18 protein-coding genes are annotated in these 25,059 nt (G+C 33.3%); 8 read left to right on the top strand and 10 right to left on the bottom strand.

From position 1 onward, the window contains the following. Positions 1 to 30: 30 nt before the first annotated feature. The 6 genes from QMG60_RS09450 to QMG60_RS09425 all read left to right on the top strand — a co-directional run bounded on the left by QMG60_RS09450 (position 31) and on the right by QMG60_RS09425 (position 7,095). Entirely contained in the window at positions 31 to 1,185 is a 1,155-nt protein-coding gene (locus QMG60_RS09450; RefSeq protein WP_281867618.1) for a hypothetical protein, read from the top strand. Positions 1,186 to 1,201: 16 nt separating this feature from the next. Further along, positions 1,202 to 1,579, top strand: coding sequence for a tail fiber assembly protein (locus tag QMG60_RS09445; RefSeq protein ID WP_281867617.1), 378 nt, complete (start codon positions 1,202 to 1,204; stop codon positions 1,577 to 1,579). 60 nt (positions 1,580 to 1,639) lie between these two features. Beyond that, complete coding sequence (locus QMG60_RS09440; RefSeq protein ID WP_281867616.1) at positions 1,640 to 2,737, top strand: DUF5977 domain-containing protein; 1,098 nt, start codon at positions 1,640 to 1,642, stop codon at positions 2,735 to 2,737. Between the two features lie 52 nt (positions 2,738 to 2,789). After that, positions 2,790 to 4,127, top strand: coding sequence for a hypothetical protein (locus QMG60_RS09435; RefSeq protein WP_281867615.1), 1,338 nt, complete (start codon positions 2,790 to 2,792; stop codon positions 4,125 to 4,127). A gap of 344 nt (positions 4,128 to 4,471) precedes the next feature. Next, positions 4,472 to 4,939: a hypothetical protein gene (locus QMG60_RS09430; RefSeq protein ID WP_281867614.1), complete on the top strand. Its 468-nt coding sequence runs from the start codon at positions 4,472 to 4,474 to the stop codon at positions 4,937 to 4,939. A 2-nt stretch (positions 4,940 to 4,941) separates the two neighbouring features. Further along, on the top strand, positions 4,942 to 7,095 hold the full coding sequence (locus tag QMG60_RS09425; RefSeq protein ID WP_281867613.1) for a leucine-rich repeat domain-containing protein: 2,154 nt from the start codon (positions 4,942 to 4,944) through the stop codon (positions 7,093 to 7,095). Positions 7,096 to 7,620: 525 nt separating this feature from the next. On the opposite strand, the gene QMG60_RS09420 is transcribed toward QMG60_RS09425, so the two are convergent. From QMG60_RS09420 to QMG60_RS09395, 6 genes are all read right to left on the bottom strand, one after another. Further along, positions 7,621 to 10,410: a pitrilysin family protein gene (locus QMG60_RS09420; RefSeq protein WP_281867612.1), complete on the bottom strand. Its 2,790-nt coding sequence runs from the start codon at positions 10,408 to 10,410 to the stop codon at positions 7,621 to 7,623. 87 nt (positions 10,411 to 10,497) lie between these two features. Next, a complete protein-coding gene (locus tag QMG60_RS09415; RefSeq protein ID WP_281867611.1) occupies positions 10,498 to 11,634 on the bottom strand; it encodes a TlpA disulfide reductase family protein in 1,137 nt (378 codons plus the stop codon). Between the two features lie 152 nt (positions 11,635 to 11,786). Next, positions 11,787 to 12,989, bottom strand: coding sequence for a TlpA disulfide reductase family protein (locus QMG60_RS09410; RefSeq protein ID WP_281867610.1), 1,203 nt, complete (start codon positions 12,987 to 12,989; stop codon positions 11,787 to 11,789). A 66-nt stretch (positions 12,990 to 13,055) separates the two neighbouring features. Beyond that, positions 13,056 to 14,462 (bottom strand): RagB/SusD family nutrient uptake outer membrane protein, encoded by a 1,407-nt coding sequence (locus QMG60_RS09405; protein ID WP_281867609.1) that lies wholly within the window; start codon positions 14,460 to 14,462, stop codon positions 13,056 to 13,058. A 17-nt stretch (positions 14,463 to 14,479) separates the two neighbouring features. Next, complete coding sequence (locus QMG60_RS09400) at positions 14,480 to 18,043, bottom strand: SusC/RagA family TonB-linked outer membrane protein (protein WP_281867608.1); 3,564 nt, start codon at positions 18,041 to 18,043, stop codon at positions 14,480 to 14,482. A 334-nt stretch (positions 18,044 to 18,377) separates the two neighbouring features. Next, complete coding sequence (locus QMG60_RS09395) at positions 18,378 to 19,526, bottom strand: FecR family protein (protein WP_134140411.1); 1,149 nt, start codon at positions 19,524 to 19,526, stop codon at positions 18,378 to 18,380. A 278-nt stretch (positions 19,527 to 19,804) separates the two neighbouring features. Between QMG60_RS09395 and QMG60_RS09390 the strand changes: the two genes are divergently transcribed. Beyond that, positions 19,805 to 20,416, top strand: coding sequence for an RNA polymerase sigma-70 factor (locus tag QMG60_RS09390; protein WP_134140408.1), 612 nt, complete (start codon positions 19,805 to 19,807; stop codon positions 20,414 to 20,416). Positions 20,417 to 20,425: 9 nt separating this feature from the next. Here the strand turns inward: QMG60_RS09390 and QMG60_RS09385 are convergent, their stop codons facing one another. Next, positions 20,426 to 20,776 (bottom strand): gamma-glutamylcyclotransferase, encoded by a 351-nt coding sequence (locus QMG60_RS09385; RefSeq protein WP_281867606.1) that lies wholly within the window; start codon positions 20,774 to 20,776, stop codon positions 20,426 to 20,428. Continuing rightward, positions 20,777 to 21,526 (bottom strand): MBL fold metallo-hydrolase, encoded by a 750-nt coding sequence (locus QMG60_RS09380; RefSeq protein ID WP_281867605.1) that lies wholly within the window; start codon positions 21,524 to 21,526, stop codon positions 20,777 to 20,779. It abuts the gene before it with no gap. Between the two features lie 103 nt (positions 21,527 to 21,629). On the opposite strand from QMG60_RS09380, the gene QMG60_RS09375 reads away from it, so the two are divergent. Beyond that, complete coding sequence (locus QMG60_RS09375) at positions 21,630 to 22,505, top strand: LysR substrate-binding domain-containing protein (RefSeq protein WP_134140402.1); 876 nt, start codon at positions 21,630 to 21,632, stop codon at positions 22,503 to 22,505. 109 nt (positions 22,506 to 22,614) lie between these two features. On the opposite strand, the gene fsa is transcribed toward QMG60_RS09375, so the two are convergent. Beyond that, the gene (gene fsa, locus QMG60_RS09370) at positions 22,615 to 23,271 is read right to left on the bottom strand and encodes a fructose-6-phosphate aldolase (protein ID WP_057119742.1); all 657 of its coding nucleotides are present in this window, start codon (positions 23,269 to 23,271) and stop codon (positions 22,615 to 22,617) included. Between the two features lie 460 nt (positions 23,272 to 23,731). After that, positions 23,732 to 25,057, bottom strand: a complete 1,326-nt coding sequence (xylA, locus tag QMG60_RS09365; RefSeq protein ID WP_281867601.1) for a xylose isomerase — start codon at positions 25,055 to 25,057, stop codon at positions 23,732 to 23,734. Between the last annotated feature and the right edge of the window lie 2 nt (positions 25,058 to 25,059).

Genomic DNA, 25,059 nt, shown 5'->3' with positions numbered 1-25,059 from the left:
TTTAAAAGCAAAGAAATAAAACTATATAACATGGCAACAAGCAGAAATGACTTTCGCAACAAATTCAATGACGGAGATATTCCCTCACACATTGACTTCGTAGAGATTTTTGAAAATTTCGTTCATAGAGACGATGACAAAGCTAATTTTCAAATGGTCGAAACAGGTACAGATAATGAACATTATATAACTCCAGCACTTTTAAAAGTTGCTTTTCAAAATGCCGGAATTATTTCTGGTAATTGTTATGTCCCTTTCAAAGAATTTCAGGATAACTTTTCAGGATCATATATTCAGTTAAATCATACCCCTATTGAGGACAGTGTAAAGGTTTATAAAAATGGTCAGTTACTAAACGAAACTAACGATTACAATTTAAATGATAATGCCATCATTGTTTTTTCTGATCCCATAAGCAACCGCAATATCGAAGTAAATTACTGGGCTAAAAATATCGATACAGAACCAGATGATCCTAATTCTGATCCTATTCTTGGAAGTTTATCTGTTCCTTTCAAAGAAAATTTTGATCATGACACTTTTAATGATGATAAAATTACTTTAACAGAAATTCCTATTAAAGATAGTATTCGCATCTACAAAAATGGTCAGCTTCTTAGAGAGGGAACTGGTAAAGATTATATCGTAAACTACAACAATGGAATAATTACATTTTCTGCTGTAATAAGCGATCGTAATATCGAAGTAGATTACTGGTATAAAAGTTCTGTTTCATTATCAGATTTGGAACTAAATAACAAATACGTTGATTTAACAACAGCTCAAACTATTGCAGGAATTAAAACTTTTACTGAAGCAACAGAAAGTAAGAGTTTCATTAAAACCGGCGGAACTCCAAGTCAATTTTTAATGGCAGACGGCTCAGTTTCGACCTCTCCAGGTTCGGATTATGATGCTGGACATTCTATAGGCTTAATCCCTTTTACTGGAGGCTATCAAAAATTTAGCAACGGATTAATATTACAGTGGGCTCATTTAATGAGTAATGCCAATACGTACACTTTTCCTTTAACCTGGCCAAATGGTGCTTTGAGTGTTATGGTATCAACTTTAAGAACAAATTCGGGAAGCAGAGGATATAACCACGTGGGTAATATTACAAAGAATACTTATTATGCCCTTATCGATGCCAATGAAGGATATATGTTCTCAATTGGATATTAACAATAAACTTTAAAAAATGAAAAATACATATAAAGGAACTTACGATCAAAATGGAGAATACACAGGTTTTTATGTTGAAGGAATTCACGAAAACATTCCTCAACCTAATATCGAACTAACCGAAGAAGAATGGCAGCAGGCATTGTCAAAAAATTATAAAGTAATTAATGGAACTCACACTCACTTTCCTTTCATTCAAAGTCAGGAAGAACTTCTAGAAAATATTAGGGCTACTAGAAACACCTTATTAACCGAAAGCGACTGGACACAAGTAGAAGATTCACCACTTTCTGAAGAGAAAAAAAGCGCTTGGAAAAATTATAGACAAGAACTTAGAGAATTAACTGATATCGATGATTTAGCATCTATTGTCTGGCCAATACAGCCAGTTTAATCAAAGTAATTGTTTAATGTCTTTTTTAATGATTTAAGAAAGCAAATTATTAATGAATATATGGAAGAAAACACAACATATAAGCCTTTTTCGTATTTAGACAATTATATTCCTGTTGAAGGCGAAACTGTTTATTATAATACAGAAAAAACTTTAAATAAAACCAAAAATGATTGTGCTGCAGGAATCGGAAGTTCTGTTTCACTGATTGCTCCAGCAAATAAATTTGTATCAAATTTGAGCATTAACGATGCAAATGAGCAAGCACAAGAATGGTTAAATACCAATAGTCAAGCGTATGCCAATAACGTAGGAACATGTTTAATTGATTCTACTCCACCAAGTAGTTTTTCTTTAAGTCAGACATCTATTACTGCAACTACAGTATTATTAACATGGACTCCTGCAATAGACAATATTGGAGTTGTTGCTTATGACATTTTCATCGACGATAGCTTTTTAGATTCTATTTCATCTAATGTGTTTAGCTATGCTGTCACAGAACTCTCATCATCAACCACATACAATTTTTATATAAAAGCAAAAGATGCTGCTGGCAATTCGACTAATAGTAATATTCTAGCTGTTACTACTCTGCCTATTACTTTAATTTTACCTGTAACTAAATCAGCAATATTTGAAAATAAAAATAGTAACTGGTCAATCTGTCACGATGCCGATGCAGCAACAACTTATTATGAAGGAAATGCTTACTTAGGAGCTGCAAAAGATGCATCAGGATTTTCCCTTAATAGATACAGAGGAGCAATTGATACCTCATCAATTACATCGAACCCTAAATCTGCTAAAATAAAATTTAAGTTCGCGACAAATGCAGTTGGTAACGCATTAACTTTTAATCTTTATACCTCTAACATTCGAATTCCTTACTTTAAAAATTTTGAACTTATTGATTGGAACGATTGGGATTCTAATAATTTTCTTGGCAGTGTAATAGTACCTAGTAACTCAACTGCATATGTAGAAATTACATTAAATCCTGCTCAATTCTATTTACTAACCCAACGAGAAGGTTTTAATTTTTTCCTAATCTCAAATGCCGATAAGGAAGGCAATAGTGCCCCTACTACAAATAACAGACCTATACTTTCTACTACAGCAGACTCTGGCGAAATTTATTTGGAATGTGAGTTTTAGATTTATTAATCTCAAAACTTAATAATAAAAACAAATTTAAATACCACAAAAAATGGATACAAACTACAATAGAATAAAAGTGGCTGATTTAGAAACAAATCAGCCAGATAAAATTTTAAGCACAAACTCAAGCGGCGAATTGGAGTTTAATGATATTGATGCGATTAAAATTGATAGTTACAATGGTTTAGATTATACTGAAGAAGGAAAAGTTTTAGATGCTAGACAAGGAAAAGTTTTGAAAGATTTAATTAATAATTTTTCATCAGCAGTGCCATATACTGTATTTATTGACACTGTTAATGGTATAGATAGTACAGGTATAATTGAAAACAGATCAAAACCATTTAAAACAGATGAAGCTGCTTATGCTGCATTACCACCTAATGATGGTAATGCATGGAATTTCGTTTTCCTTTGTAATGATGTTACTAGAGTGTTAAATACAAATACTAATTCAAGAAGGATAAAGTATATTTGTTATAACAAGGGAATTATTGACTTTTCATCTTTTAACGGTTTTAATCATAAGGAAATTTATTTTGATATCCCTTACGGAACACTATTTCACTCAACATCTATAACCACAGGTTTTAGTTCTTCTTCGGTTCTTAACATTTATATCAATGCCAATAAATTTCATACAGAATCCACGATTCTGTTTATCAGTAAAGGGGCAGGTAGTGTGAATTTTTACGCAAATGAATATTATCAAAGAGTTTCAACTTATTCTCTTTTTAGAAGTGGATACTTCAGAATTGATAAATTTGACTCAATATCCACTACGTTGGTTTCTGCAACTTTAAGCGATTTGGATATTCAAATAAATAACCTTGTTCTTAATAATAACTTCTTATTAAATCACATTGGGAAATTTCCAGTAAAGAAGATTACAGGTTCAGGTCTTTTAATGGTTGGCGGCAGTGATGTAATAGACGTTTCAAAAATTATAACAAGCGAAAATGTCACAATTGTTATGTCACAATCATCTGTTTTAACTGGTAAAACCAATGGTCTTTTTTTAGGTAAGATATGTCTCTCTCCATACAGTACAACAAATATTTTTAATTTCTATGGCAAAATTGAAAAATCGACACCTAATTATCCAATAATGAATGCTGGCTTTCAATTAACAATAAATGCTATTAATAGTACAATTTTTCTAGAAGAATCACTAATAGAAAGCAGCTTAGATCTAAATGGAGGTCCTTATAATTTTTATTTTAATAATGTAGAAATAATCATGATAACACCTTCAAGTTTAATCAAAAATGTGAAAAATAATCAACTAGTAAAATATTACAAAACTGGATTTATAAAAAGTAATGGGAATTTAGGATTAAATGGTATCAATATCATAATTGAAGACAGAACAAGTAATTCATATTAAGAATTAAAATATACGGTATTAAATAAGATTCATACTATACTGAATTTGTTAAATATCTCAAGAAATCAATTGATACGAGTAAAATTTATTTAATTCAAAATTAAAGAACACAAATCAAAATAGAAGAAAAGTGTGTGAATTTGAAAAAACCAAATTGTACTCTCAACCAGCAGGTAAACTTTAATTTCTTAATTTTTAACAGAGATATAGAAAACAATACTCCAAAGCCGAATAGCTGACCTTTCCAAAACTGTTGAGACAGGCGAAATTTATTTGGAATGTGAGTTTTAGATTTATTTAATCTCAAAACTTAATAATAAAAACAAATTTAAATACCACAAAAAATGGATACAAATCACAATAGAATAAAAGTGGCTGATTTAGAAATAAATCAGCCAGATAAAATTTTAAGCACAAACTCCAATGGCGAATTGGAGTTTAGTGACATAACCTCTGCTTTAGATTTTAAAACTATCAATGGAGAAGCAATTCTCGGAATCGGAAATATTGACTTGTCTAACAAACAAGATATTTCAAATCAGATTAATGTGACATTGCCTGCAACAGTTCAGGATACATGGCATGGAAAAACGGTGAAATTTACTGGAACTGGTACACTTACAATTCCTAATTCGTTTGCTAATTCAGGAATGTGTTTCGAAGGAATCACAAAAACAGGAGCAACATTAAATTGGTTTATTACAACTCCCAAAACATTTGAATTTGGCTCACCTCCAACAGTAACTGAAAAACAGATATTTACATTTATGCAAAATGAGGGTCAGCATTCAATAATGATTTTAGGACTATAATTATGGGGTTACGAAAAACAATATTTGGAAGAGTAAAATCAAAACCTAATACTTTTATTGGAGGCATTTCAGGAACAATAAATACCCCTGCATTGTTAGCTACAAAAATAGGTGTATCTGCTAGTCAAATTAAAGACTTTAAAGTGGTTGGCAATGATATTCATTTTAAAATAAACACAATTTATCAAATACCATCTAATGCTTTTAATGGAAATACTAATATAACATATTTTAACGATTCTGAAGGATATGTAAATTCATTAGGAGTAAGATCATTCTATAACTGTACTTCTTTATTAAATTTTACTGCAGACAACCTAGAATCGATAGCCGAATCGGCTTTCTACAATTGCACATCCATAACAAGTTATAGTTTTCCTAAAGTTACGATTATCGACAGCCAGTCTAATACTTCACTTGGCACATTCAGGAATAATACTTCTCTGCTAACTTTCTATGCTCCATTGCTCACCAGCATAACGGGAACTGGAAGATGCTTTGAGGCCGCAAGCAAAATGACAACCTTCTATGCTCCAAATTTAGCAGGCAGCCTTGCTGGAACAAGCTTTAACGGGTGTGCAGCATTGAATGACTTTACAGTGGGGCCGATTACAAGTATTGGCAGTAGCTGCTTTTCAGACTGTTCTTCTCTGACTTCTCTAACTTTTAATAGTCTGAATACATTAACAGGAGCTAACGCATTTTCCAACTGCTCAGGCTTAAAATATTTTTCAGCCAACAGCCTAAAAGATATTCCAACCGGAACTTTTACAGGGTGCGCCAACTTGGAAAATGTTTACATAGCCTCATCTGTATCCATTCCTGCCAACTGCTTTATTGGTTTTACTAAATTGAAAAACATAGACATTTCATCGGTCAAAACGATAGCCAGCAGAGCTTTCTATAACTGTACTTCTCTATTAAATTTTACTGCAGACAACATAGAATCGATAGCCGAATCGGCTTTCTACAATTGCACATCCATAACAAGTTATAGTTTTCCTAAAGTTACGATTATCGACAGCCAGTCTAATACTTCAATTGGCACATTCAGGAATAATACTTCTCTGCTAACTTTCTATGCTCCATTGCTCACCAGCATAACGGGAACTGGAAGATGCTTTGAGGCCGCAAGCAAAATGACAACCTTCTATGCTCCAAATTTAGCAGGCAGCATTGCTGGAACAAGCTTTAGCGGGTGTGCAGCATTGAATGACTTTACAGTGGGGCCGATTACAAGTATTGGCAGTAGCTGCTTTTCAGACTGTTCTTCTCTGACTTCTCTAACTTTTAATAGTCTGAATACATTAACAGGAGCTAACGCATTTTCCAACTGCTCAGGCTTAAAATATTTTTCAGCCAACAGCCTAAAAGATATTCCAACCGGAACTTTTACAGGGTGCGCCAACTTGGAAAATGTTTACATAGCCTCATCTGTATCCATTCCTGCCAACTGCTTTATTGGTTTTATTAAATTGAAAAACATAGACATTTCATCGGTCAAAACGATAGCCAGCAGAGCTTTCTATAACTGTACTTCTCTATTAAATTTTACTGCAGACAACATAGAATCGATAGCCGAATCGGCTTTCTACAATTGCACATCCATAACAAGTTATAGTTTTCCTAAAGTTACGATTATCGACAGCCAGTCTAATACTTCACTTGGCACATTCAGGAATAATACTTCTCTGCTAACTTTCTATGCTCCATTGCTCACCAGCATAACGGGAACTGGAAGATGCTTTGAGGCCGCAAGCAAAATGACAACCTTCTATGCTCCAAATTTAGCAGGCAGCATTGCTGGAACAAGCTTTAGCGGGTGTGCAGCATTGAATGACTTTACAGTGGGGCCGATTACAAGTATTGGCGGTAGCTGCTTTTTAGACTGTTCTTCTCTGACTTCTTTAATACTTAATGATGTAATGTCAATTGGAACAAACGCTTTTTATAATTGCACTAATATCAACAACATAAGTCTTGAATCTTTAACTACATGTGGCGATACCACGGCAAGCAACAATGTGTTTTTTGGAATTAAATTAGGTTGTAATATAACTGTACCTGTCACCTTACAGACTGCAAATGCAGGAGCACCAGATGGCGATTTGGTTTATGCCCAAACATCTAGAGGTGCAATTATAAATTATATATAAAAAACATTCCAACGTATGAAGGGGGAGCCTTCTTTAGATTATCATGCTACAAATTTTGCAAAGAAAAAAATTAAAAAAGGCTTTTCTCTTTATTACCAACTTAAAAGAAAAACACTTCAAACATCTAAAAGATACAATTGAAGCTTACACAATCTGAAGAAATTCAGAGAGAAGAAAAAATTATACGATTTAAAAACTTACTTAAAAAACACCTGAAATTTTTTCTACAGTTGTGGTCCATTTTACCGGATTGTACATTTGTCCGAACATGGAAACTGAGAGCAATAACAGGAATGTAATTATGGTATTTCTTATTGTTTTTTCATTAGATTTTTGAAAAAAAAGAGCTGCTTGCCGACAGCTCTTAAAAGGTCTTTCATAGAAAATGGCTTACTAATTCAGATTCTAAAATGAAATAATGAAAGACGATTACTGATTGATGATTTTAGTCTCAGTTTACAATCACAGTTTACAGATTAGGTTACTAACTGAAAGCTGTGACTGTAAACTGCCACTTAAAAAAAACTACTTCAACGGATTACCGTTTTGGTCAAGAGAACCAGATTTGATTATAATCATTTTATCCAGTTGGATGTATTTCTTAATCGCATCGTTTACTTGCTGTAAAGTTGCTTTTTGAATATCTTTTGGATATTGGTCAATATAGTTTGGCTCTAAACCTCTTTCTATAAAACTCAAAATTGTTCTTGCCAGCCCGTTTGTCGTGGACATTCCAACTTTAAAACTTCCTATTAAGTTGGTTTTCTTGTTTTCTAATTCTTCTGCCGTAATTCCGTTTTTTACCCATTTATCAACTTGAACCATCGTCGCGTCTAAACCTTTTTGAAATAATCCTGGATTGAAAGAAGCGTTTACAAACCAGTAACCACCTGTCTGAATATTTCCGCCAATTCCTGAAGAAATACTATAGGTCAAACCATCATTATCGCGAACTGTCTGCATTAAACGTCCTGCAAAACCAGCTCCCAAAGTATAATTAGCAATATAAAACGGAATATAATCTGCATCGGCTCTTTTTAAACCTGTAAACTGTCCTATAAACAATTCTGCACTTGGTTTTTCTGGAATTGTAACGACTTCTTTTTTAGCCGAAGTTTTTGAAGCTTCTTCAAATTTCAAGTTTTCCGCAACTCCCCCATTCCAATTTTTATAAGATTTTTTTAATGAAGCATTTAAATTCGCTCCATCTGTGTCTCCTACAATTACCAGACGCATAGATGCTGTTCCGAAATATTTTTTGTGAAAAGCTTTAACTTCATCCAACGCTGCATTCTTAATATTCGAAATATTATCTTCAACGTTCAAGCTGTAATTTGGATTGTTTTTTGGATAAATGGCTTGAGATAAAGCAATGCTTCCTCTTTCGCCTGGATCGTTTAAACTTTGTTGTATGTTTCCGATAAACTGTTGCTTTAGATTTTCAAACTCTTTTGAATCAAACAGAGGATTTCTCAATTCTTCTGCCAATAAGGCAATTACTTGATCTAGATCTTTTTTCAAACATTTAAATCCAATATTTATTTTAAATGTTGATGCATTGACATTCAAGTTTACTCCTAGTTTTTGAAGCTTTTCTGAGAATTTAAATTTATCATTTAAAGTCGTTCCTTTAGACAGCATCGAAGCGGTTAAAGCAGGGATGATAGGATTTTTATTTTCTCCTGAATAATTTCCTAATGAAATACTCGCTGCAACTGTAACGAAATCTTTAGCAGAAGTTTTAACCGAAACTACATCTATTCCTGATACTTTTTCTCTTTTATAAGCTGAAGCTGTTTTTTCAATATTTTCTTTCGAAATACTTTCCTCTAAAATATTTTTTATCGGTGAAGCAGCCACAGATGAACTTTCTTCCTGTACATGTCCTTCCTCTGAATGTCTGTAATAAAATGGTCCGTTTTCTGGTAAAAAATTATTTGCCTGAGCTGTTTCTTTATTTTGAGAACCTGACTGCTTCGGAATAAAATATCCAGTTGTACTTTGATCTTCAACTAAATATTGCTGCGCTACGCGAATAACATCTGCCGGAGTAACTTTTTTCAAACGGTCAACTCCTGTAATGTAATCGGTCCAGTCTCCAGCTGCAATGGCTTCGTTTAATTCGGAAGCAATAACACCAGAACCGTCACGAGCTAAGATTGTTTGTGCGCTAATTTTTGCCACAACACGATTTACCTCATCCTGTGTCACGCCTTCTTTCTGAATTTTAGCTACAACTTCAGTGATTTTAGCATCGATATCTTCATGTTTTGATGTGGTTGGAAAACCAACACCAATGGTAAAAAGTCCGACTTCTTTAAAATTCGTTGCATTCGCATACGTATAAACTCCCATTCGGGTATCAACGAAAGTTTTGTTCAAAATAGCCGAAGGACCCGAACCAATGATTTCTCCCAAAATATTCAATGCCGGAAGATCTTCATGCAATGCACCTGGAATTTTATAGGCTTTGTTTACTACGCCCAATTCTCCTGGTTTTCTAACCACAATTTTACGAGCTCCATACTGCTGAGGCTCTTCTGTATATGGCTGAGGCATGACGTGTGGCGCTTTCGTAATTTTTCCGAAATACTTTTCAATCAATTCAAAAACATTTTCTTTTTTGAAATCTCCGATAATTGTTAAAGTTGCATTATCTGGCCAATAATAGGTATTGTAAAAGTTTTTTAAGACTTCAATTGGCGCTTTTTCAATATCTGATTTCCATCCAATTGTTGAATGATGATATGGATGTGCAATATAAGCGGAAGCCCAGATTTCTTTATCTAATAAACTGTTCGGATCGTTTTCACCACGTTCAAATTCGTTTCGCACAACTGTCATTTCCGCTTCTTTATCTTCTTTTAATAATAAAGAATTTCGCATTCTGTCAGCTTCGATTTGAATCGCCAATTCGATTTTATCACTCGGAAGTGTTTCAAAATAATTGGTACGGTCGTACCAAGTTGTCGCATTTAACTGTGCTCCTGTATTTTGAAGAACATCAGTAATTGTATTTCCGTTTTTTTTGTTGAAAGTCGGAGTTCCTTTAAACATTAAATGTTCTAAAAGATGCGTTGATCCCGTGTTTCCTAAAACTTCATGTTTAGAACCTACGCGATATACGATTTGTACCGTTGCAACTGGCGAAGCGTTGTCCTGCAAAAGCAAGATATTCATTCCGTTGGGCTGATATAAATATTCTTCGATTCCGCCGACTTCTTTAATTTTCTTAAAATTAACCGATTTATTCTGCGCAGAAACAAGCGTACAAAAAGCTAATGAGCAATAGCCCATAAAGATGTATTTTTTCATTTTTTTGTGATGTTATTTTTTTAGTTTTCAGTCACAGTTTTCAGTCGCAGTTCCACTGGAAACTGAAAACTGTGACTGAAAACTAATTTAAGATTTACTGAAGATTTCTTTCAATTTTGATTGTAATTCAGCTTCTCTAAGATTTTTGGCAATGATTTTCCCGTCAGGTCCAATTAAGTAATTGGTTGGAACCATTTTTACACCGTATAAAACGGCAGCTTCGTTCTGCCAGCCTTTTAAATCAGAAACATGAGTCCACGTTAATCCGTCTCTTTCAATTGCTTTTTCCCAAAGTTTCTTTTTATCATCTAACGAAACTCCTAAAACATCAAATCCTTTATCATGGTACGTTTTATAAGCCAAAACTACATTTGGATTCTCTTTTCGACATGGACCGCACCAGCTCGCCCAAAAATCAACCAAAACATATTTTCCTTTATAATCGGCTAATTTCACAACTTTTCCGTTTACGTCAGGTTGAGAAAATTCAGGTGCCTGAGAACCAACAGCTGTTTTATCATTAAGATCAATGGCTTCTTTTAACTGTTTTCCGTAAAATGATTTTTGTACTTCTGGAGACAAAACAGCAAAATACGTTTTTACTTGTGCTGGAGTTCCGTAAGAAACAATTCGATCATTAATTATTAAAGCAGCGGCTATTTTATCTTTATTTTTTCGGATAAACTTATCGGTTAAATCATCAGCGAAAGCGGCAAGATCTTTCCATTTTTTATCCATTGCAGTTTGCTGTTCTGCATTTAATTTTACTTTTCCGTTCTGAGTTAAAGAATCAGACAATTTGTAAATAGGACCAGCGATGTTTTGTATTTTTTTGAATTCGTTATCATAATACGACTTATAAATATCGTTTTGTGTCGCGCCGCTAACTTTAGCTTTAAAAATGGAATCTTTTTTAGCTTCTACTTTTATATCTTCATTATCCAAAAGAAAATAGGCACCGTATTCTTCTCCCTTTAGTTTAATAGTATGCAGCAATGGTTCTGAAACTTTTCCCGTAAAAGTAAAAGCTCCTTCTGGACTGATTTGTGCGGAATCGGTTATTTTCTTGTTTCCTTTTTCATCTGTGTTTTCCAGATAAACCGTTCCTTTATCTAATCCTGCGATTGTGCCATTGATCGTAAATCCTTCTTTTTTGGAACAAGAAGAAAGCGCGGTTATAAATGCCAAAGCAGTCAAACCTGATTTTAAGATTGTACTTTTCATGTTATTTTTTTGTTTTTATTTTTTATTTAAACACGTAGAATCATAGATGCTGTAAGCTTTAAAAAAGACATTTCATTTATTAAAACAAACATAGTTATAGTTCTGATCAAGTGTTTTTTAATTTTTAATTCTCAATTTTTAATTCCTAATAATTAAGATTTCAAAAGCTCTTTTAATTTTGCTTCCAATTCTGCACCTCTTAAATTATCGCTGATAATTATACCTTTACTATCTACTAAATAAGTGGCTGGAATTGTTTTTACGTTAAACGATTTACTTACTTTATCATCGTCTAAAAGATTGTGCCATGGCATTTTTTCTATTCCTAGTGCTTTATGCCAGGCTTTATCATCTTTATCAATTGAGATGCTTAAAATTTCAAATCCTTTATCGGCATACTCAGAATAAGCTGTTTTTAAGTGCGGAATTTCTTTTCTACATGGACCGCACCACGAAGCCCAAAAATCAATTAAAATATATTTTTTTCCTGAAACGATTTCTTTAGCTGTATAAGCCTTTCCGTCTTTATCTTTTAATCCGAAATTAGCAACACTTGTTCCTATTAGAGATTTAGGATTCAAATCTTTGTCTACCAATTGTCCGTAATAACTTTTCTTTGCCGTTTCAGAAAATTGCTCAAAAAGCGGCTTTTGATCTGGCGTAAAATAACTGTATTGGGTCATCATGAAAAAAGGTCCCCACCAAGTTGTTTTATGTTTGGCGATAAGATCTGTTGTTGTTTTTTGTACTTTGGTAAAAAATGCTTTTTCATCTGCTTCGAATTTTTTCCATTCTGGAGAATTGCCGATAGAGTCTATCAGCTTTTTATTTCCAGACGTTCTGGCTTTCGAATATAGTTTTCCAAGTTCTTCTGTACCTTTATGATAGTTTTCGTAATCTTTATTTAATTCAGCTTTAAAAGCAGTTTCCTTTTTATAATAGTCGTTTGATTTAGAACCTGTAATAACTTCATTTTTAAAGTTAATTCGCTCGTCTTCACTTTTTGAAACTTCTCCATCTGCTGTAACTTTTATTTTAGAATTTTCAACGATTAAATGAATATATCCTTTATTCTTTCCAAAAACCAGATAAAAAAAACGCGGTTCATTTAATTTTCCTGTAAAGATAAATTTACCCTCTTTCAAGGTTGTTTCAGCGACTGGCGATTCAGAAGAATGTGTTGCGCCAGGAATTAATTGCACTGTTGTCCCGTCTGCAAGTCCAGTAATAGTCCCTTCGATAGAATAAGAAGCTGGTGCAGTCATTATTGCTTTTTTCTTTTGTGCAATACCGTGATTTGAAATCACAAATAGGCAAATACACAATCCTAATATTTTGTATTTAATTGTATTCATTTTTTTGGATTGATGTTTAAAAAAAGCTTCCCTTTCGGAATTCCTACTCAGGAAGCTTTGGGATTTTTATTTCGCTACATTTTGAGTTATCGTTCCGTTTCCTGGATTTTGCGTCGCTCCCTGTGGAAATGGCATTGTCCATAAATGAGAATCTGATGATAATGTGTACATAGTTCCGTTTGCTGTTTTAGTATAACTTACTTTATAAACACCTTCTGCATTTAAACGGCGTGCGTCTGCAAAAGGAATCAATGTGTTCGTAAGTTCATTGTTTTTTGTTCTGAAAATAGCATTCAAAGCTGTTGTTTTATCTGTAGTCGAAATATCCTGATAAGAAGCTGGAAGAATACGAGTTTTACGAACTGTATTTAAAACGTTCAGCGCCTCACTAATTTGTCCTGCGCGAGCCAAACATTCAGCTTTAATTAAATAAACTTCTACAGTTGTGATTCCGCCGAAGTTAAAAAAGCCAGACAAAGTTCTTCTGTAATAGGTTTCTGCACCAACAGTGTAAATTTTCCAACGAGAAATAAAACGGGCATCACCAGTTTCAAAACGCTGTGCGCGCTCTACTGGAATACTATTTTCTGTCGATAAATTATTTGTAATACCATGACGATAATTATAATTTTCTACATAGTTAAATCCCATAGGAGAAGTTGTTGCAGTATAAGAATTTGGAACATCAATAATTGCTTTATTTGTATTGTAATATCCAATCCAATCATACAATTTATTATTTTCTGCTAATGCTAAATCTGCATATTTTAACGCTTCTGTATAATTATTCATTTGCAGATAAACTCTTGCATAAAAGGCATAACCCGCTCCTAAATTTGGATGTAAAGGCGTTTGAGAAACTTTCAACAAATAGGGTAAAGCTTCTTTGACATCATTCAAAATGAAATCATACATTTCCTGAATCGTTACTTGTTTGCTCGGTGCATTAATATTGGCACTTGTAATTAACGGAACTGATAATTTTGTTGAAGCTGATGAAGCGACATAAGTATCTGCATAAAAATTCACCAAATTAAAGTAATTCATGGCACGAAGTACTTTTGCTTCTGCCCATACTACTCTTTGTTCTGCTTCCGTTGCTTGAGTGGTACTTAATGCATTTTCAATAATTAAATTAAAAGTCGAAATTCCAGCATAACTTGAGTAATACATCGTTTCATCAGATACCTTCAATGCAATACGGTCTGCATTCTCGTCCCACATATAATTGGCAGCATATAACCTATTATTTGCCAAAGAGGCAACAGTTACATATTGGTCATTTAATAATTGTGAAGCTCCAGTAATATCAACTCTATGATTTGTGTATTCGTCACGTAAAAAAGCTTCATAATCTGCTAATGTTGTTGGTGATTTTGATCCTTTTGGAATGTCACTCAAATAATCTTCGCAAGATGCTAAAGTCAATCCTAAAGCCAATAAGCACGCAATCTTTTTATATATATTTTTCATCGTCTAGTCTTTATAAATTAGAAATTAACGTTTACACCCAAAACAAAACTTGGAGATTGGAAACCATTTAAAAGATACTTTGCATCTCTGCTTTTAGCAAAAGTATATACGTTTTCTGCGTTTAAATTGAAACGTACACCGTCTAATTTTACTCTTTTTATAATGTCACTTGGCATTTGATAAGCCAATGAAATGTTGCTTAATCTTACATTCGATGCATCTAAAATATTAATATCTGCATAGGAATAAATAGTACGAGAATCTGAGCTAAATTCTGGATCATATTCGTATACTGCTCTCGGAATATTTGTGAAAGCTTCGTCTCCAGGCTGCTGCCAACGGTCTGCAATATGATTATTAACAACTGAAATATTGGTAATATAACCTCCCATTGCACCCGAATAAACATTATCTAACATTGGCAGAAACGTATTTCTAATTTTATGACCTAGTTCGTAAATGAAAAGTGCTGAAAGTGAGAAGTTTTTATAATTTGCAGAAGTATGGAAAGATCCACTGTGCGTAGGAACTGTTGAACCAAAATCCTGAATAGCATCTATTTGTCCCGGATTGTATTTTACTGCCGTTCCAGAAGCATCATAAACCTGAGGTATTCCTGTACTGCTTAAGCCAGCCCACTTGTAACCATAAATAGAATTAAAACTTGTTCCAACTCTAGGAAAAGCCTGTGGGTAATCTAATTGCAGGTAATAAACGGGCGCTTTTACATTTACGTAATCGACTTTGTTCTTGTTGTAAGCATATAAAACAGATGCATCCCAAGAGAATGAAGGCGTTTTTACAATAGTTCCTCTTAAAGTAACTTCGATACCTTTGTTAGTCATTTCCCCATTGTTAAGCGTGTAAGTCGAATAACCCCATCCTTCTGTTGGAATTCCCTGGCTGCTCGCTAACAAATTTTCTCCTTTTTTATTATATAAATCTAAAGTTCCGCCTAATCTGCTCTTAAAAAATGAAAAGTCTAAACCGATATTAGTTGTCGTTGTTTTTTCCCAAGACAATTCTGGGTTTGGTCTCTTGCTTACAGTTCCCTGGTTTCCTCCAACATTGGAGTTAGAATTATAATATGCTGTTAAGTACGGCGCAGAATCTTTAGCGATATTTCCTCCAATACCATATGAAGCACGAAGTTTAAGCCCGTCTACCCATGCAGCATCAAAAAATGATTCTTTGTCAATATTCCATGCGGCTCCTGTTGACCAAGTTGGTTTGTTTTGGTATTCACTGTCTGTTCCCCAAAGGTTAGAACGATCCCAGCGAATACTTCCAGAAAGTGTATATCTTTTATCATAAGTATAACCTCCAGTTCCATAAACCGAAACGAAACGATTTTGTAATTCTTTTTCTAATGAAAACTCGTTTTGTGACATATAACCACTAAAAACAGTTCCGTACACTTTTAATAAATCAGCTTGATTTACTGGTGCAAAACCTAAAGTCTGCGAATCATATCCGTAACGTGTATTGTCTTTATATTCTTGTTTGGAATGGCGGATTTCCATACCTGCAATCGCAGAAAAATCGTGCTTTTCGGCAAAAGTCTGATTGAAGTTTAATTGCTGACGGAAATTATAAGAATTAGAATACTGATTGGTTTCTTTTATAATATCTCCGTATGGTAAATTATAAACAGCTTTGTTATTGGCAATTGTCACCATTCCGTTCACCTTACTTCTTACATAATAAGAGTCTTTACCAAATAATTGATTAGCACGATCTGAACCAAACTCGTATTGAAACATTGCATTATATGTAAATGCGTTACTAAATTTCACATTAAACTTTGCATACGTCCTGTTTAAGAAATTTTTGCTTTCAATTAAATTTCTCCCCAACTCATCCATCGGAGTGATGCTCATATCATAAAGACCATAATTCTTTATAGAATTAAGTGTAAAACTATTGTAGCGAGATTCTGGTGTAGATACAAAATTAGTTCCATCATTATTAACTAATTGATTGTATGGCTGATATTTATATCCAGGATTTGAAGCAAAATAACTTTGCGTATCTCCTTTTCCGAAATTAACATAAGTCCCTAAGTCTAAAGATAACCAGCTGTTAATTTGAGTCGAGTTTTTTAAATTAAGACCGACTGTTTCATTTTCAGAATAAATATCTTCAAGCTGATTATTTTTATAGGTTAAAGAAGCATTGAAAGTATTCGTTTCTGTCGCTTTTCCTAGACTAAGATTATGCTGCAAAAAATATTGATCGCGTTTTGCATATCGCGCTACATCATCATAATATTTATAACCTTGAGAACCAAGCGCATCTAAACGACTGTTCATTTCTGCCATTGAAGTTTTTCCTGCATAACCATTTAAAATAGTCTGCATTCCTAAACTTGTAAATACGGCATTGTTTAGCAATGATTGTGCATACGTACTTGCATTAGCCGTTTTTAAATTAGGATTTCCGTCTGCCCATCCTTTTTCTAAACCAATAATATCAGCAGAACTCGTAAGGTTTCCGGTATAATTTCTATAAGGAGTAACCGTTAAATTACTTGAAAATGAAATAGTTGTTTTTCCTGCTTTTGCTTTTTTAGTTGTAATAACGACAACTCCATTTGCGGCACGCGCACCATAAATAGACGAAGCAGCAGCATCTTTTAGAACCGTTATCGTTTCAATATCTTCTAAGTTCAGACTTGGAAGATTTTCTTCTAGTGTACTATAAGGAGTTAGCCTAGTGTTTTCAACAGGAAACCCGTCAATAACATACAAAGGCGCTGTTGACCCAGTCATTGAAGTCGTTCCACGAATTTTACCATCCTGATATCCTACGATACGTCCTTCTAAAATTTTATCTATACTGCTTAAACGTTGTTCTTTAAAGTCTGCAGCTTTTAAATTTGAAAAAGATCCTGTAGCCTTTTCCGCATCAATATTTTGATATCCAGTTTTTAATACTAAACCTTCTAGTTCTAGTACATCTTCTTTCAATACAACATTAATAACACTTCTTCCTTCAACTTTAATTTCTTGTCTTACATATCCTAAATAAGCAAATGCTAAAGTAGTTTCGCTGCTTACCGCTATAATTTGATATTCTCCATTAAAATCTGTCTGAACGCCTCTACCCGAACCATTATCAGAAATTGCGGCGCCAACTAGAGGCATACCTTTTTCATCGGTTACACGTCCTTTTACGATAAAGTCTGCTTCGGCTTTTACTGTTCTTTCTTCAGGAGCTTTTTTAGCCATTAAAACGATATGATTTCCAGAAACTTTATAGTCAGTTCCTGTATCTCCAAAAATGGTATTTAAGAGTGTCTCAATAGCAACATTACTTTCATTAATAGTAATGATTCTATTTAAATCGACAGATCTTACATTGTAAACAAATCTGTAATTGGTTGTGTATTCGAGCTTTTCAATAGCTTTAGCAACAGTCATATTATTAGCACTAAAAGAGATTTTAGCTTTTTGCGAATAAGTAGTTCCGGCGTGCATTATTGTTAAGGCGGTGAATAAAAATAATGTGGTCAATTTCATCTTCAAATCAAATTTCAAAAAAGGCTTGTCGAACCTGATTTTGTTCAATACTTTTTTCATACTTTTAAAATGTTTTTTTAATGTTGGTTGGTTAATTAACTGACCGCATTTACTCTACCGGGAAATGTTGGCGCATTTTCCGGTTTTTTTTATAAATAACGATCCATTTCATTTTTGGACTTTTGTTACATAGGCGCTTTTTATTTTAGATTGGTGATTTTAGATTTTAGATTGGTGATTTTAGATTTTAGATTTTAGAGTATTAACATTCAAACTAACAACTAACAACTAACAACTAACAACTAACAACTAACAACTAACAACTAACAACTAATAACTAATAACTAATAACTAATAACTAATAACTAATAACTAATAACTAATAACTAACAACTTACTTAATCGTGATTTTATCCCTGTCAATGATATAATCTATTGCGTAACTATCACTAAAATATTTCAAAACCACTTCGATGGGTTCGTTATCAAATCGGGCATTGAAAATTTCTTTTCCGAGCATTTTATTTCGGTTTATAAACGTGACATTATAATGACGTTCCAGCTTCTTGATAATATCATTAAACGAAGCATTTTTAAACACTAAACTTCCTTTTACCCAAGCCGTATAATAGTCTGTATTAACTTGTTCTATTTTAATTTCTGAACGACTTTTTATAGTCGATCCTTTTTCACCAGGTTTTAAGTAAACAGGATTTTCTTTTGCTTTCTGATCTTTATAAAGCGATACTTTTCCTTCGACCAAAACCACATCAGTACTTATATTTTCAGTATATGTATCTACGTTAAATTTGGTTCCCAAAACCTCAACGTTTACATTTTGTGTATTAATCATAAACGGATGCTGCTTGTCTTTTTCTACTTCAAAATAGCCTTCTCCAAGAAGATAAACTTGTCGGTTTTGATTTTTTACAAATTGCACTGGATATCGAAATGAAGTCCCAGCGTTTAAATGCACCAATGTGCCGTCTGATAATTGCACTTCAAACTTTTTACCATATGGAATTCTAAGGACATTATAAACCAGTTCTCCTTCAGAATAAGCTTTGTTATAAACCAATCTATTTTTTTCTTGTTTACCAATGATGTTTCCATTTTTGTCGGTTACATTTCTGGCTTCATTGGGATCAAGAGTTTGCGATTCATTTCCCAACTGCAGTACAATTTCATCTTCTCTCGGAATCACTACATTTTGCTTTGAAGGTGAAGATTCTGAATTTTTATAAAGATAAAATCCTCCCAGAGCCACAATCAAAATCGCTGCATATTTATAATAAGATGAAAATCTTCTTTTTGCAAAAACATTATTTTCGTTTTGAATTCTTTGAGAAAGCTGTTTTCTTACTTCGGTAGAATCAAAATTGTTCATAGCAGTATCTATTGCGTAATTGGTTTTCACAAAATCCTTAAACACAATTTGGTTTTCATCTTCTTTTAACCATTCTGTCAGCTTCTCAATTTCTTCCTGACTTGCCTGATTTGTGATAAATTTAACGATTAACCGCTCTGATTTTTTCACTGTCATTTTTGTTGTTTTTAATATTATTACGAAGCAAAAAAACAAAACCCTAACAATTTGATAAAGTTTTTTTCATTTTGCTGATTTTTTTTCTTTTCACAAGTTTTTTCTTTCAACAAACACGACTAATTTGATAGAATAAAAGGGTAAATGTTTTTACTTTTGCATTTTTTGCTCCTTTTATTTGTAATAATTTTCAAATAGAAAATCAAAAAATCGGGAAAATTGAACCAAATACAGTCTAATTTAAGCCCTAAAACCTATTAATTTATATATTTGTTTCTATGAAAACTGATGATTACAACGATAATGATAAACTGATTGAGTCTCTCAGAAATGGAGATGAAACGGCGTATACTTATTTAATCGATACTTATCATCATCAACTTTGCGTTTACGCCAACAGTTTAGTCAAAAATGTGTACAGTGCCGAAGACATTGTGCAAAATGTTTTTATTAAAGTTTGGGAACATCGTACACGATTAAAATCGGATCATGCCTTGAAAAGTTTTCTTTACAAACTGACTTACAATGAGTTTATAGATTTGTACAGAAAAAATCAATCTTTATTTTCTTTAGAAAAATCATATTATGATGCTTTGAACGGAATCGTTCAGGAAGATAATTCAGAAGCTTTTCAGAGAGTTTTAAATGCGGTAAATAAAGAGATTCAAAATCTTCCTCCAAAATGTAAAGAGGTTTTCATTTTGAGTAAAAAAGAAGGTTTGACTAATATTGAAATTGCAGAACATTTAGACGTTTCTATAAAAACGGTTGAAGCTCAGATTACTAAAGCTTTTTCTATTCTCCGTTCTTCTTTAGAAGAAAAAGTAAGGAGTGTATTGTTTTTGTTATTTTCAGCTAAAAAAAAATTCAGACTAAATAATTTAATCTGAATTTTCCTTTTATTGTTTTAAAGCATAAATAAATCCTGTTCCCTTTTTTCCGTTTTCGAGTTCATATTCCGTTTGAATTCGCGTATAACCGTCGCCTTCAAATTCGTCAAGATAATCCCAATTTGCTGTTAGATCATTAGAAAAAAGCACATAACAATTGATAGTTTCTGCCTCTTCTGCATTGACAGGAATAAAACCATGATATCCTAGAGATGATCCCCAGCCTCCTTCCTGCAATTTCCCTTTTATAGCTGCTTTCCGCCATTCTCCCTTAATAGGATTCATAACAGAATGATTGGATTCGCCCGGTGCCAGCGAACCGTAAATAATTAATGCAGGCATTGATTGTAAATCTTTCATTTATGATACGTATTCCATTTTTTGTTCAAAAAATTCCAGAACTGGCATTTTCATATCGTGGTAAAAAAGCACTTTCCAGTTTTCGTCTTTTGCCTGCTGTTCCCATTTTTTTCGTGATTCCATAGCGCGTTTTCCATCAAAGTCAGTTTTGTAAGCAACGTGCATTGACCAGTATATTTTTTGAGGCAAATCGTCTGCGCCGTAAAAAACAATTTCATCATCGGCTTTGATCCAGAAAACTTGGTGATATTTGGTATGTCCGGCTGAAACTTCGTAGAAAATTTCATCAGTAATCTGCCCGCTGTCATTATGCATTAATTTTACATTAGGCAGTTTTTTCAGCTCATTTAAAATCTCAAAAACATAAGACGGATTATTGATTTGCTCTAAAGCAAAATCTATCTCCCGTTCCTGAATGTAAATCTTAGCATTTGGAAAATTACAAACGAAATTTCCATTCTCAAAATAACCAATTCCTTCGATATGATCTTTATGCAGATGTGAAACTAAAACTTTTGTTATTTGGTCTGGTGTAATATTATTCTTTTTCAGTATTTCATGAATAAACGGAATTCCATCATTCATAAATCCTAAACCCAAATCTAATAATATGACATCATTATCTGTAATGACCAAAAAAGGTTGTATTGCCATTTTAAGACCTGTATCGGTTGTTTCTTTTGTAATCAGCTTAAACTCCTTTTTAGAATTAGCTATATAATTTCCTTCTTGTAAAGCTATAATTTTCATTTTTGTTCTGCTTTAATTTTGCGACAATACAAAGTTCTTAAGATTTTTTATATTTGTAAAACCTTATTTTTCGATAAAATCAATCGATAAAACCGATTTAGAAATGGAACTTCGACAACTTAAATATTTTCTGAAAGCAAAAGAATTACTGAATTTTACAGAAGCCGCAACTGCGCTTCATATCAGTCAAAGCACTTTATCACAGCAAATTAAACAATTGGAAGATGAATTGCAAGTACCTCTTTTTAATAGAATTGGAAAACGAATTACACTTACAGAAGCAGGAGATTTATTTTCGGTCTACGCACAGCAGTCTGTCAACAAAGCAACTGACGGATTTGAACTTTTAAAAGATTTGAATAATCTTGAAAATGGAAAAGTAGCGATTGGTGTGACATACGCACTTCGTCATGTGGTTACAAAAGCTTTGATTTTATTTAGTTCAGAGTATCCTAAAATTCAATTCGAAATCGTCTTTGGAACTTCGCAGGAACTGATACAAAAATTAAATCTTTTTGAGCTTGATGTGATTCTCACTTTTGAAGAAATTGCTTCTGAAGCACATTTTAAATACAGGGAATTATTTACATCTCCAATGGCTTTGGTTACCTCAACCGAAACATCATTTAGCACTAAAAAAAGTATTTCTTTGAGTGAAGTCAGTTCTCTGCCGCTCGCACTTCCTTCAAGTGGTTTCAGTACTACACAGTTTATAAATAAAGCTTTTAAAAAAGACAATCTCAATCCGGAAGTTACGATTGAAATTAATGATATTCCCACTTTACTTGAATTAATCAAAACGGGAAAATGGCATACCATTTTAACTAAAACAACAATCGAAAACGAAAAAGATTTGCATGCGATACCCATAAAAGGAGAAAACATGACCAGAACTGCGATGCTTATTTCTTTGAAAGAAGTGTATGAGAAAAAAGCGGTGATTGCGTTTTTGAAAACGTTGATGGAGAATTTGCAATAAGTTTTTACATCATTATTTTAAAATTTGTTATTGGTAAAATTCTCTGCATCACTTAAAAAAAAGCCCTTTTCAGTGCGAAAAGGGCTTAGGTCAATGCTGTATTTAGAGTTTAGAGATTCATTTTTTTAGCATCTTCAACAAATTGTTTCAAACCAATATCTGTTAGCGGATGTTTCAACAAACCTTTAATTGCCGAAAGAGGTCCAGTCATTACATCTGAGCCTACTTTTGCACAATTTACAATATGCATAGTATGTCGTACTGAGGCTGATAATATTTGAGTTTGGTAATTGTAATTATCGTAGATTTCTCTGATTTCTTCAATTAAATGCATTCCATCTGTAGAAACATCATCTAATCTTCCTAAAAATGGAGAGACATAAGTTGCGCCGGCTTTCGCAGCTAATAAAGCCTGACCTGCAGAAAACACTAAAGTTACATTGGTTTTAATTTCTTTTGATGAAAAGTATTTACAGGCTTTTATACCATCGCCGATCATAGGCAGTTTTACCACAATCTGCGGATGAAGCGCAGCAAGCTCCTCTCCTTCTCTTACCATTCCTTCATAATCGGTTGAGATTACCTCAGCAGAAACATCGCCATCTACAATGTTACAAATGTCAAGATAATGTTTAAGGATATTTTCTTTTCCGGTTATACCTTCTTTCGCCATTAAAGACGGATTGGTTGTTACGCCGTCTAAGACACCCAAAGATTGTGCTTCTCGAATATCTTCTAGATTCGCAGTATCAATAAAAAATTTCATAGTTTTTGGTTAAATAATTTGATTAAATAGTGGTTTATTTTGAGTATAACCTTGTAATTTGTCGTTTTGATTCCAAGGATCGGAATCGAAATGACAAGATTGTGTATAAACTTTAGTGAGAACAAATGTGCATTTCGATGATTCTGCTCTTCAAAAAACCTTCAATAAAATGCTTTCTTATTATTTTATTAAACTGACTTATTTCCTCGTTTTCATTATAAAAAATAGTAACTAAACTTTCAAGCTATTTTTATCAAATTTCAATCTAAAAAAAAAGTCATAATCTTAATATACATTTCTCAAGTTTCATCTTAAAAAAATATTTAAAATAGTTTCAAAAGAACTTACCGTTATTTGACTATCTCTTTAAATTTCAGATATGCTGTCTCACTAAATATTATTTGTAGAAACCTAACAGGCTCTGAAAACCTGTTAGGTTTGATATGAAGATCTAAACCAATTAAATATATTGGTTGATGATATTTTCAAACAATTCTTGTTTACCGCTTTGAAGTGTTAATTCTCCATTTTGGTTCGCGATATCATATAAATCTTTAAGGTTTAATTTTCCGTCAGCAAAATCTTTTCCTTTTCCAGAATCGAAAGAGCTGTATCTTTCTTTTCTTAATTTTTCATAAGGAGAAGAAGTGATAATTTTATCTGCAGTCAATAAAGCTCTTGCAAAAGTATCAGCACCACCAATATGAGCTAAGAAAACATCTTCTAAATCTGTAGAATTTCTTCTAATTTTAGCATCAAAGTTAACTCCTCCGCCTTGTAATCCGCCAGCTTTTAAGAAAACCAACATTGCTTCAGTCGTTTCCTGAATATTATTTGGGAACTGATCTGTGTCCCATCCGTTTTGATAATCACCTCTGTTCGCATCGATACTTCCTAACATTCCAGCTTTTGCAGCCACTTCTAATTCATGTTGAAAAGTATGCTGTGCCAAGGTAGCGTGGTTAACCTCGATATTGATTTTGAAATCTTTATCTAAACCGTATTCTTTTAAGAATCCAATTGCAGTTGCCGAGTCAAAATCATATTGGTGTTTTGATGGCTCCATTGGTTTTGGTTCGATGAAGAAAGTTCCTTTAAAACCTTGTGATCTAGCATAGTCTCTAGACATTGCTAAGAATTGCGCCATGTGGTCTAATTCTCTACCCATGTCTGTGTTTAGTAAAGACATATAACCTTCTCTACCTCCCCAGAACACATAATTTTCTCCACCTAAAGCGATTGTTGCATCCAAAGCTAATTTTACTTGTCCTCCAGCTCTCGCTACAACATTAAAATCAGGATTTGTAGCTGCTCCGTTCATAAATCTTGGATTTGAGAAACAGTTTGAAGTTCCCCAAAGCAATTTAATTCCAGATTCTGCTTTTTTCTGTTTTAAGTAATCTGTAATGAATGCCAAACGTTTTTCAGATTCTGCGAAAGTTGCGCCTTCAGCAATCAAATCGTAATCGTGGAAACAGAAATAATCGAATCCCATTTTGCTGATAAATTCAAAAGCAGCATCTGCTTTATCTTTAGCCGCCTGATATGGATCTGAAGATTGGTCCCAAGCAAATTGCTGTGTTCCAGGTCCGAATGGATCACTTCCTTGTCCGCAGAAAGTATGCCAGTAAGCGATAGCAAATTTAAAGTGCTCGCGCATTGTTTTTCCAGCTACGACTTGGTCTGGATTATAATATTTAAATGCCAACGGATTATCAGATTCTTTACCTTCAAATTTAATTTGGCCAATACCTTTGTAGTATTCTTTATCTCCTAAAACTATCATTT

The organism is Flavobacterium sp. GSB-24, from assembly GCF_027924665.1.
Taxonomy (GTDB): Bacteria; Bacteroidota; Bacteroidia; order Flavobacteriales; family Flavobacteriaceae; genus Flavobacterium.
The sequence above is the reverse complement of the archived record's forward strand: the minus strand, read 5'-3'. Positions and strand labels throughout refer to the sequence as shown.

Bases quoted from the DNA above. Each gene is read 5' to 3' on its own strand.
- QMG60_RS09445 (WP_281867617.1), top strand. From the start codon at position 1,202: ATGAAAAATACATATAAAGGAACTTACGATCAAAATGGAGAATACACA.
- xylA (WP_281867601.1), bottom strand. From the start codon at position 25,057: ATGATAGTTTTAGGAGATAAAGAATACTACAAAGGTATTGGCCAAATT.
- QMG60_RS09430 (WP_281867614.1), top strand. From the start codon at position 4,472: ATGGATACAAATCACAATAGAATAAAAGTGGCTGATTTAGAAATAAAT.
- QMG60_RS09450 (WP_281867618.1), top strand. From the start codon at position 31: ATGGCAACAAGCAGAAATGACTTTCGCAACAAATTCAATGACGGAGAT.
- QMG60_RS09395 (WP_134140411.1), bottom strand. From the start codon at position 19,526: ATGACAGTGAAAAAATCAGAGCGGTTAATCGTTAAATTTATCACAAAT.
- QMG60_RS09435 (WP_281867615.1), top strand. From the start codon at position 2,790: ATGGATACAAACTACAATAGAATAAAAGTGGCTGATTTAGAAACAAAT.
- QMG60_RS09375 (WP_134140402.1), top strand. From the start codon at position 21,630: ATGGAACTTCGACAACTTAAATATTTTCTGAAAGCAAAAGAATTACTG.
- QMG60_RS09385 (WP_281867606.1), bottom strand. From the start codon at position 20,776: ATGAAAGATTTACAATCAATGCCTGCATTAATTATTTACGGTTCGCTG.
- QMG60_RS09400 (WP_281867608.1), bottom strand. From the start codon at position 18,043: ATGAAAAAAGTATTGAACAAAATCAGGTTCGACAAGCCTTTTTTGAAA.
- QMG60_RS09425 (WP_281867613.1), top strand. From the start codon at position 4,942: ATGGGGTTACGAAAAACAATATTTGGAAGAGTAAAATCAAAACCTAAT.
- QMG60_RS09405 (WP_281867609.1), bottom strand. From the start codon at position 14,462: ATGAAAAATATATATAAAAAGATTGCGTGCTTATTGGCTTTAGGATTG.
- QMG60_RS09380 (WP_281867605.1), bottom strand. From the start codon at position 21,526: ATGAAAATTATAGCTTTACAAGAAGGAAATTATATAGCTAATTCTAAA.
- QMG60_RS09440 (WP_281867616.1), top strand. From the start codon at position 1,640: ATGGAAGAAAACACAACATATAAGCCTTTTTCGTATTTAGACAATTAT.
- QMG60_RS09415 (WP_281867611.1), bottom strand. From the start codon at position 11,634: ATGAAAAGTACAATCTTAAAATCAGGTTTGACTGCTTTGGCATTTATA.
- QMG60_RS09420 (WP_281867612.1), bottom strand. From the start codon at position 10,410: ATGAAAAAATACATCTTTATGGGCTATTGCTCATTAGCTTTTTGTACG.
- fsa (WP_057119742.1), bottom strand. From the start codon at position 23,271: ATGAAATTTTTTATTGATACTGCGAATCTAGAAGATATTCGAGAAGCA.
- QMG60_RS09410 (WP_281867610.1), bottom strand. From the start codon at position 12,989: ATGAATACAATTAAATACAAAATATTAGGATTGTGTATTTGCCTATTT.
- QMG60_RS09390 (WP_134140408.1), top strand. From the start codon at position 19,805: ATGAAAACTGATGATTACAACGATAATGATAAACTGATTGAGTCTCTC.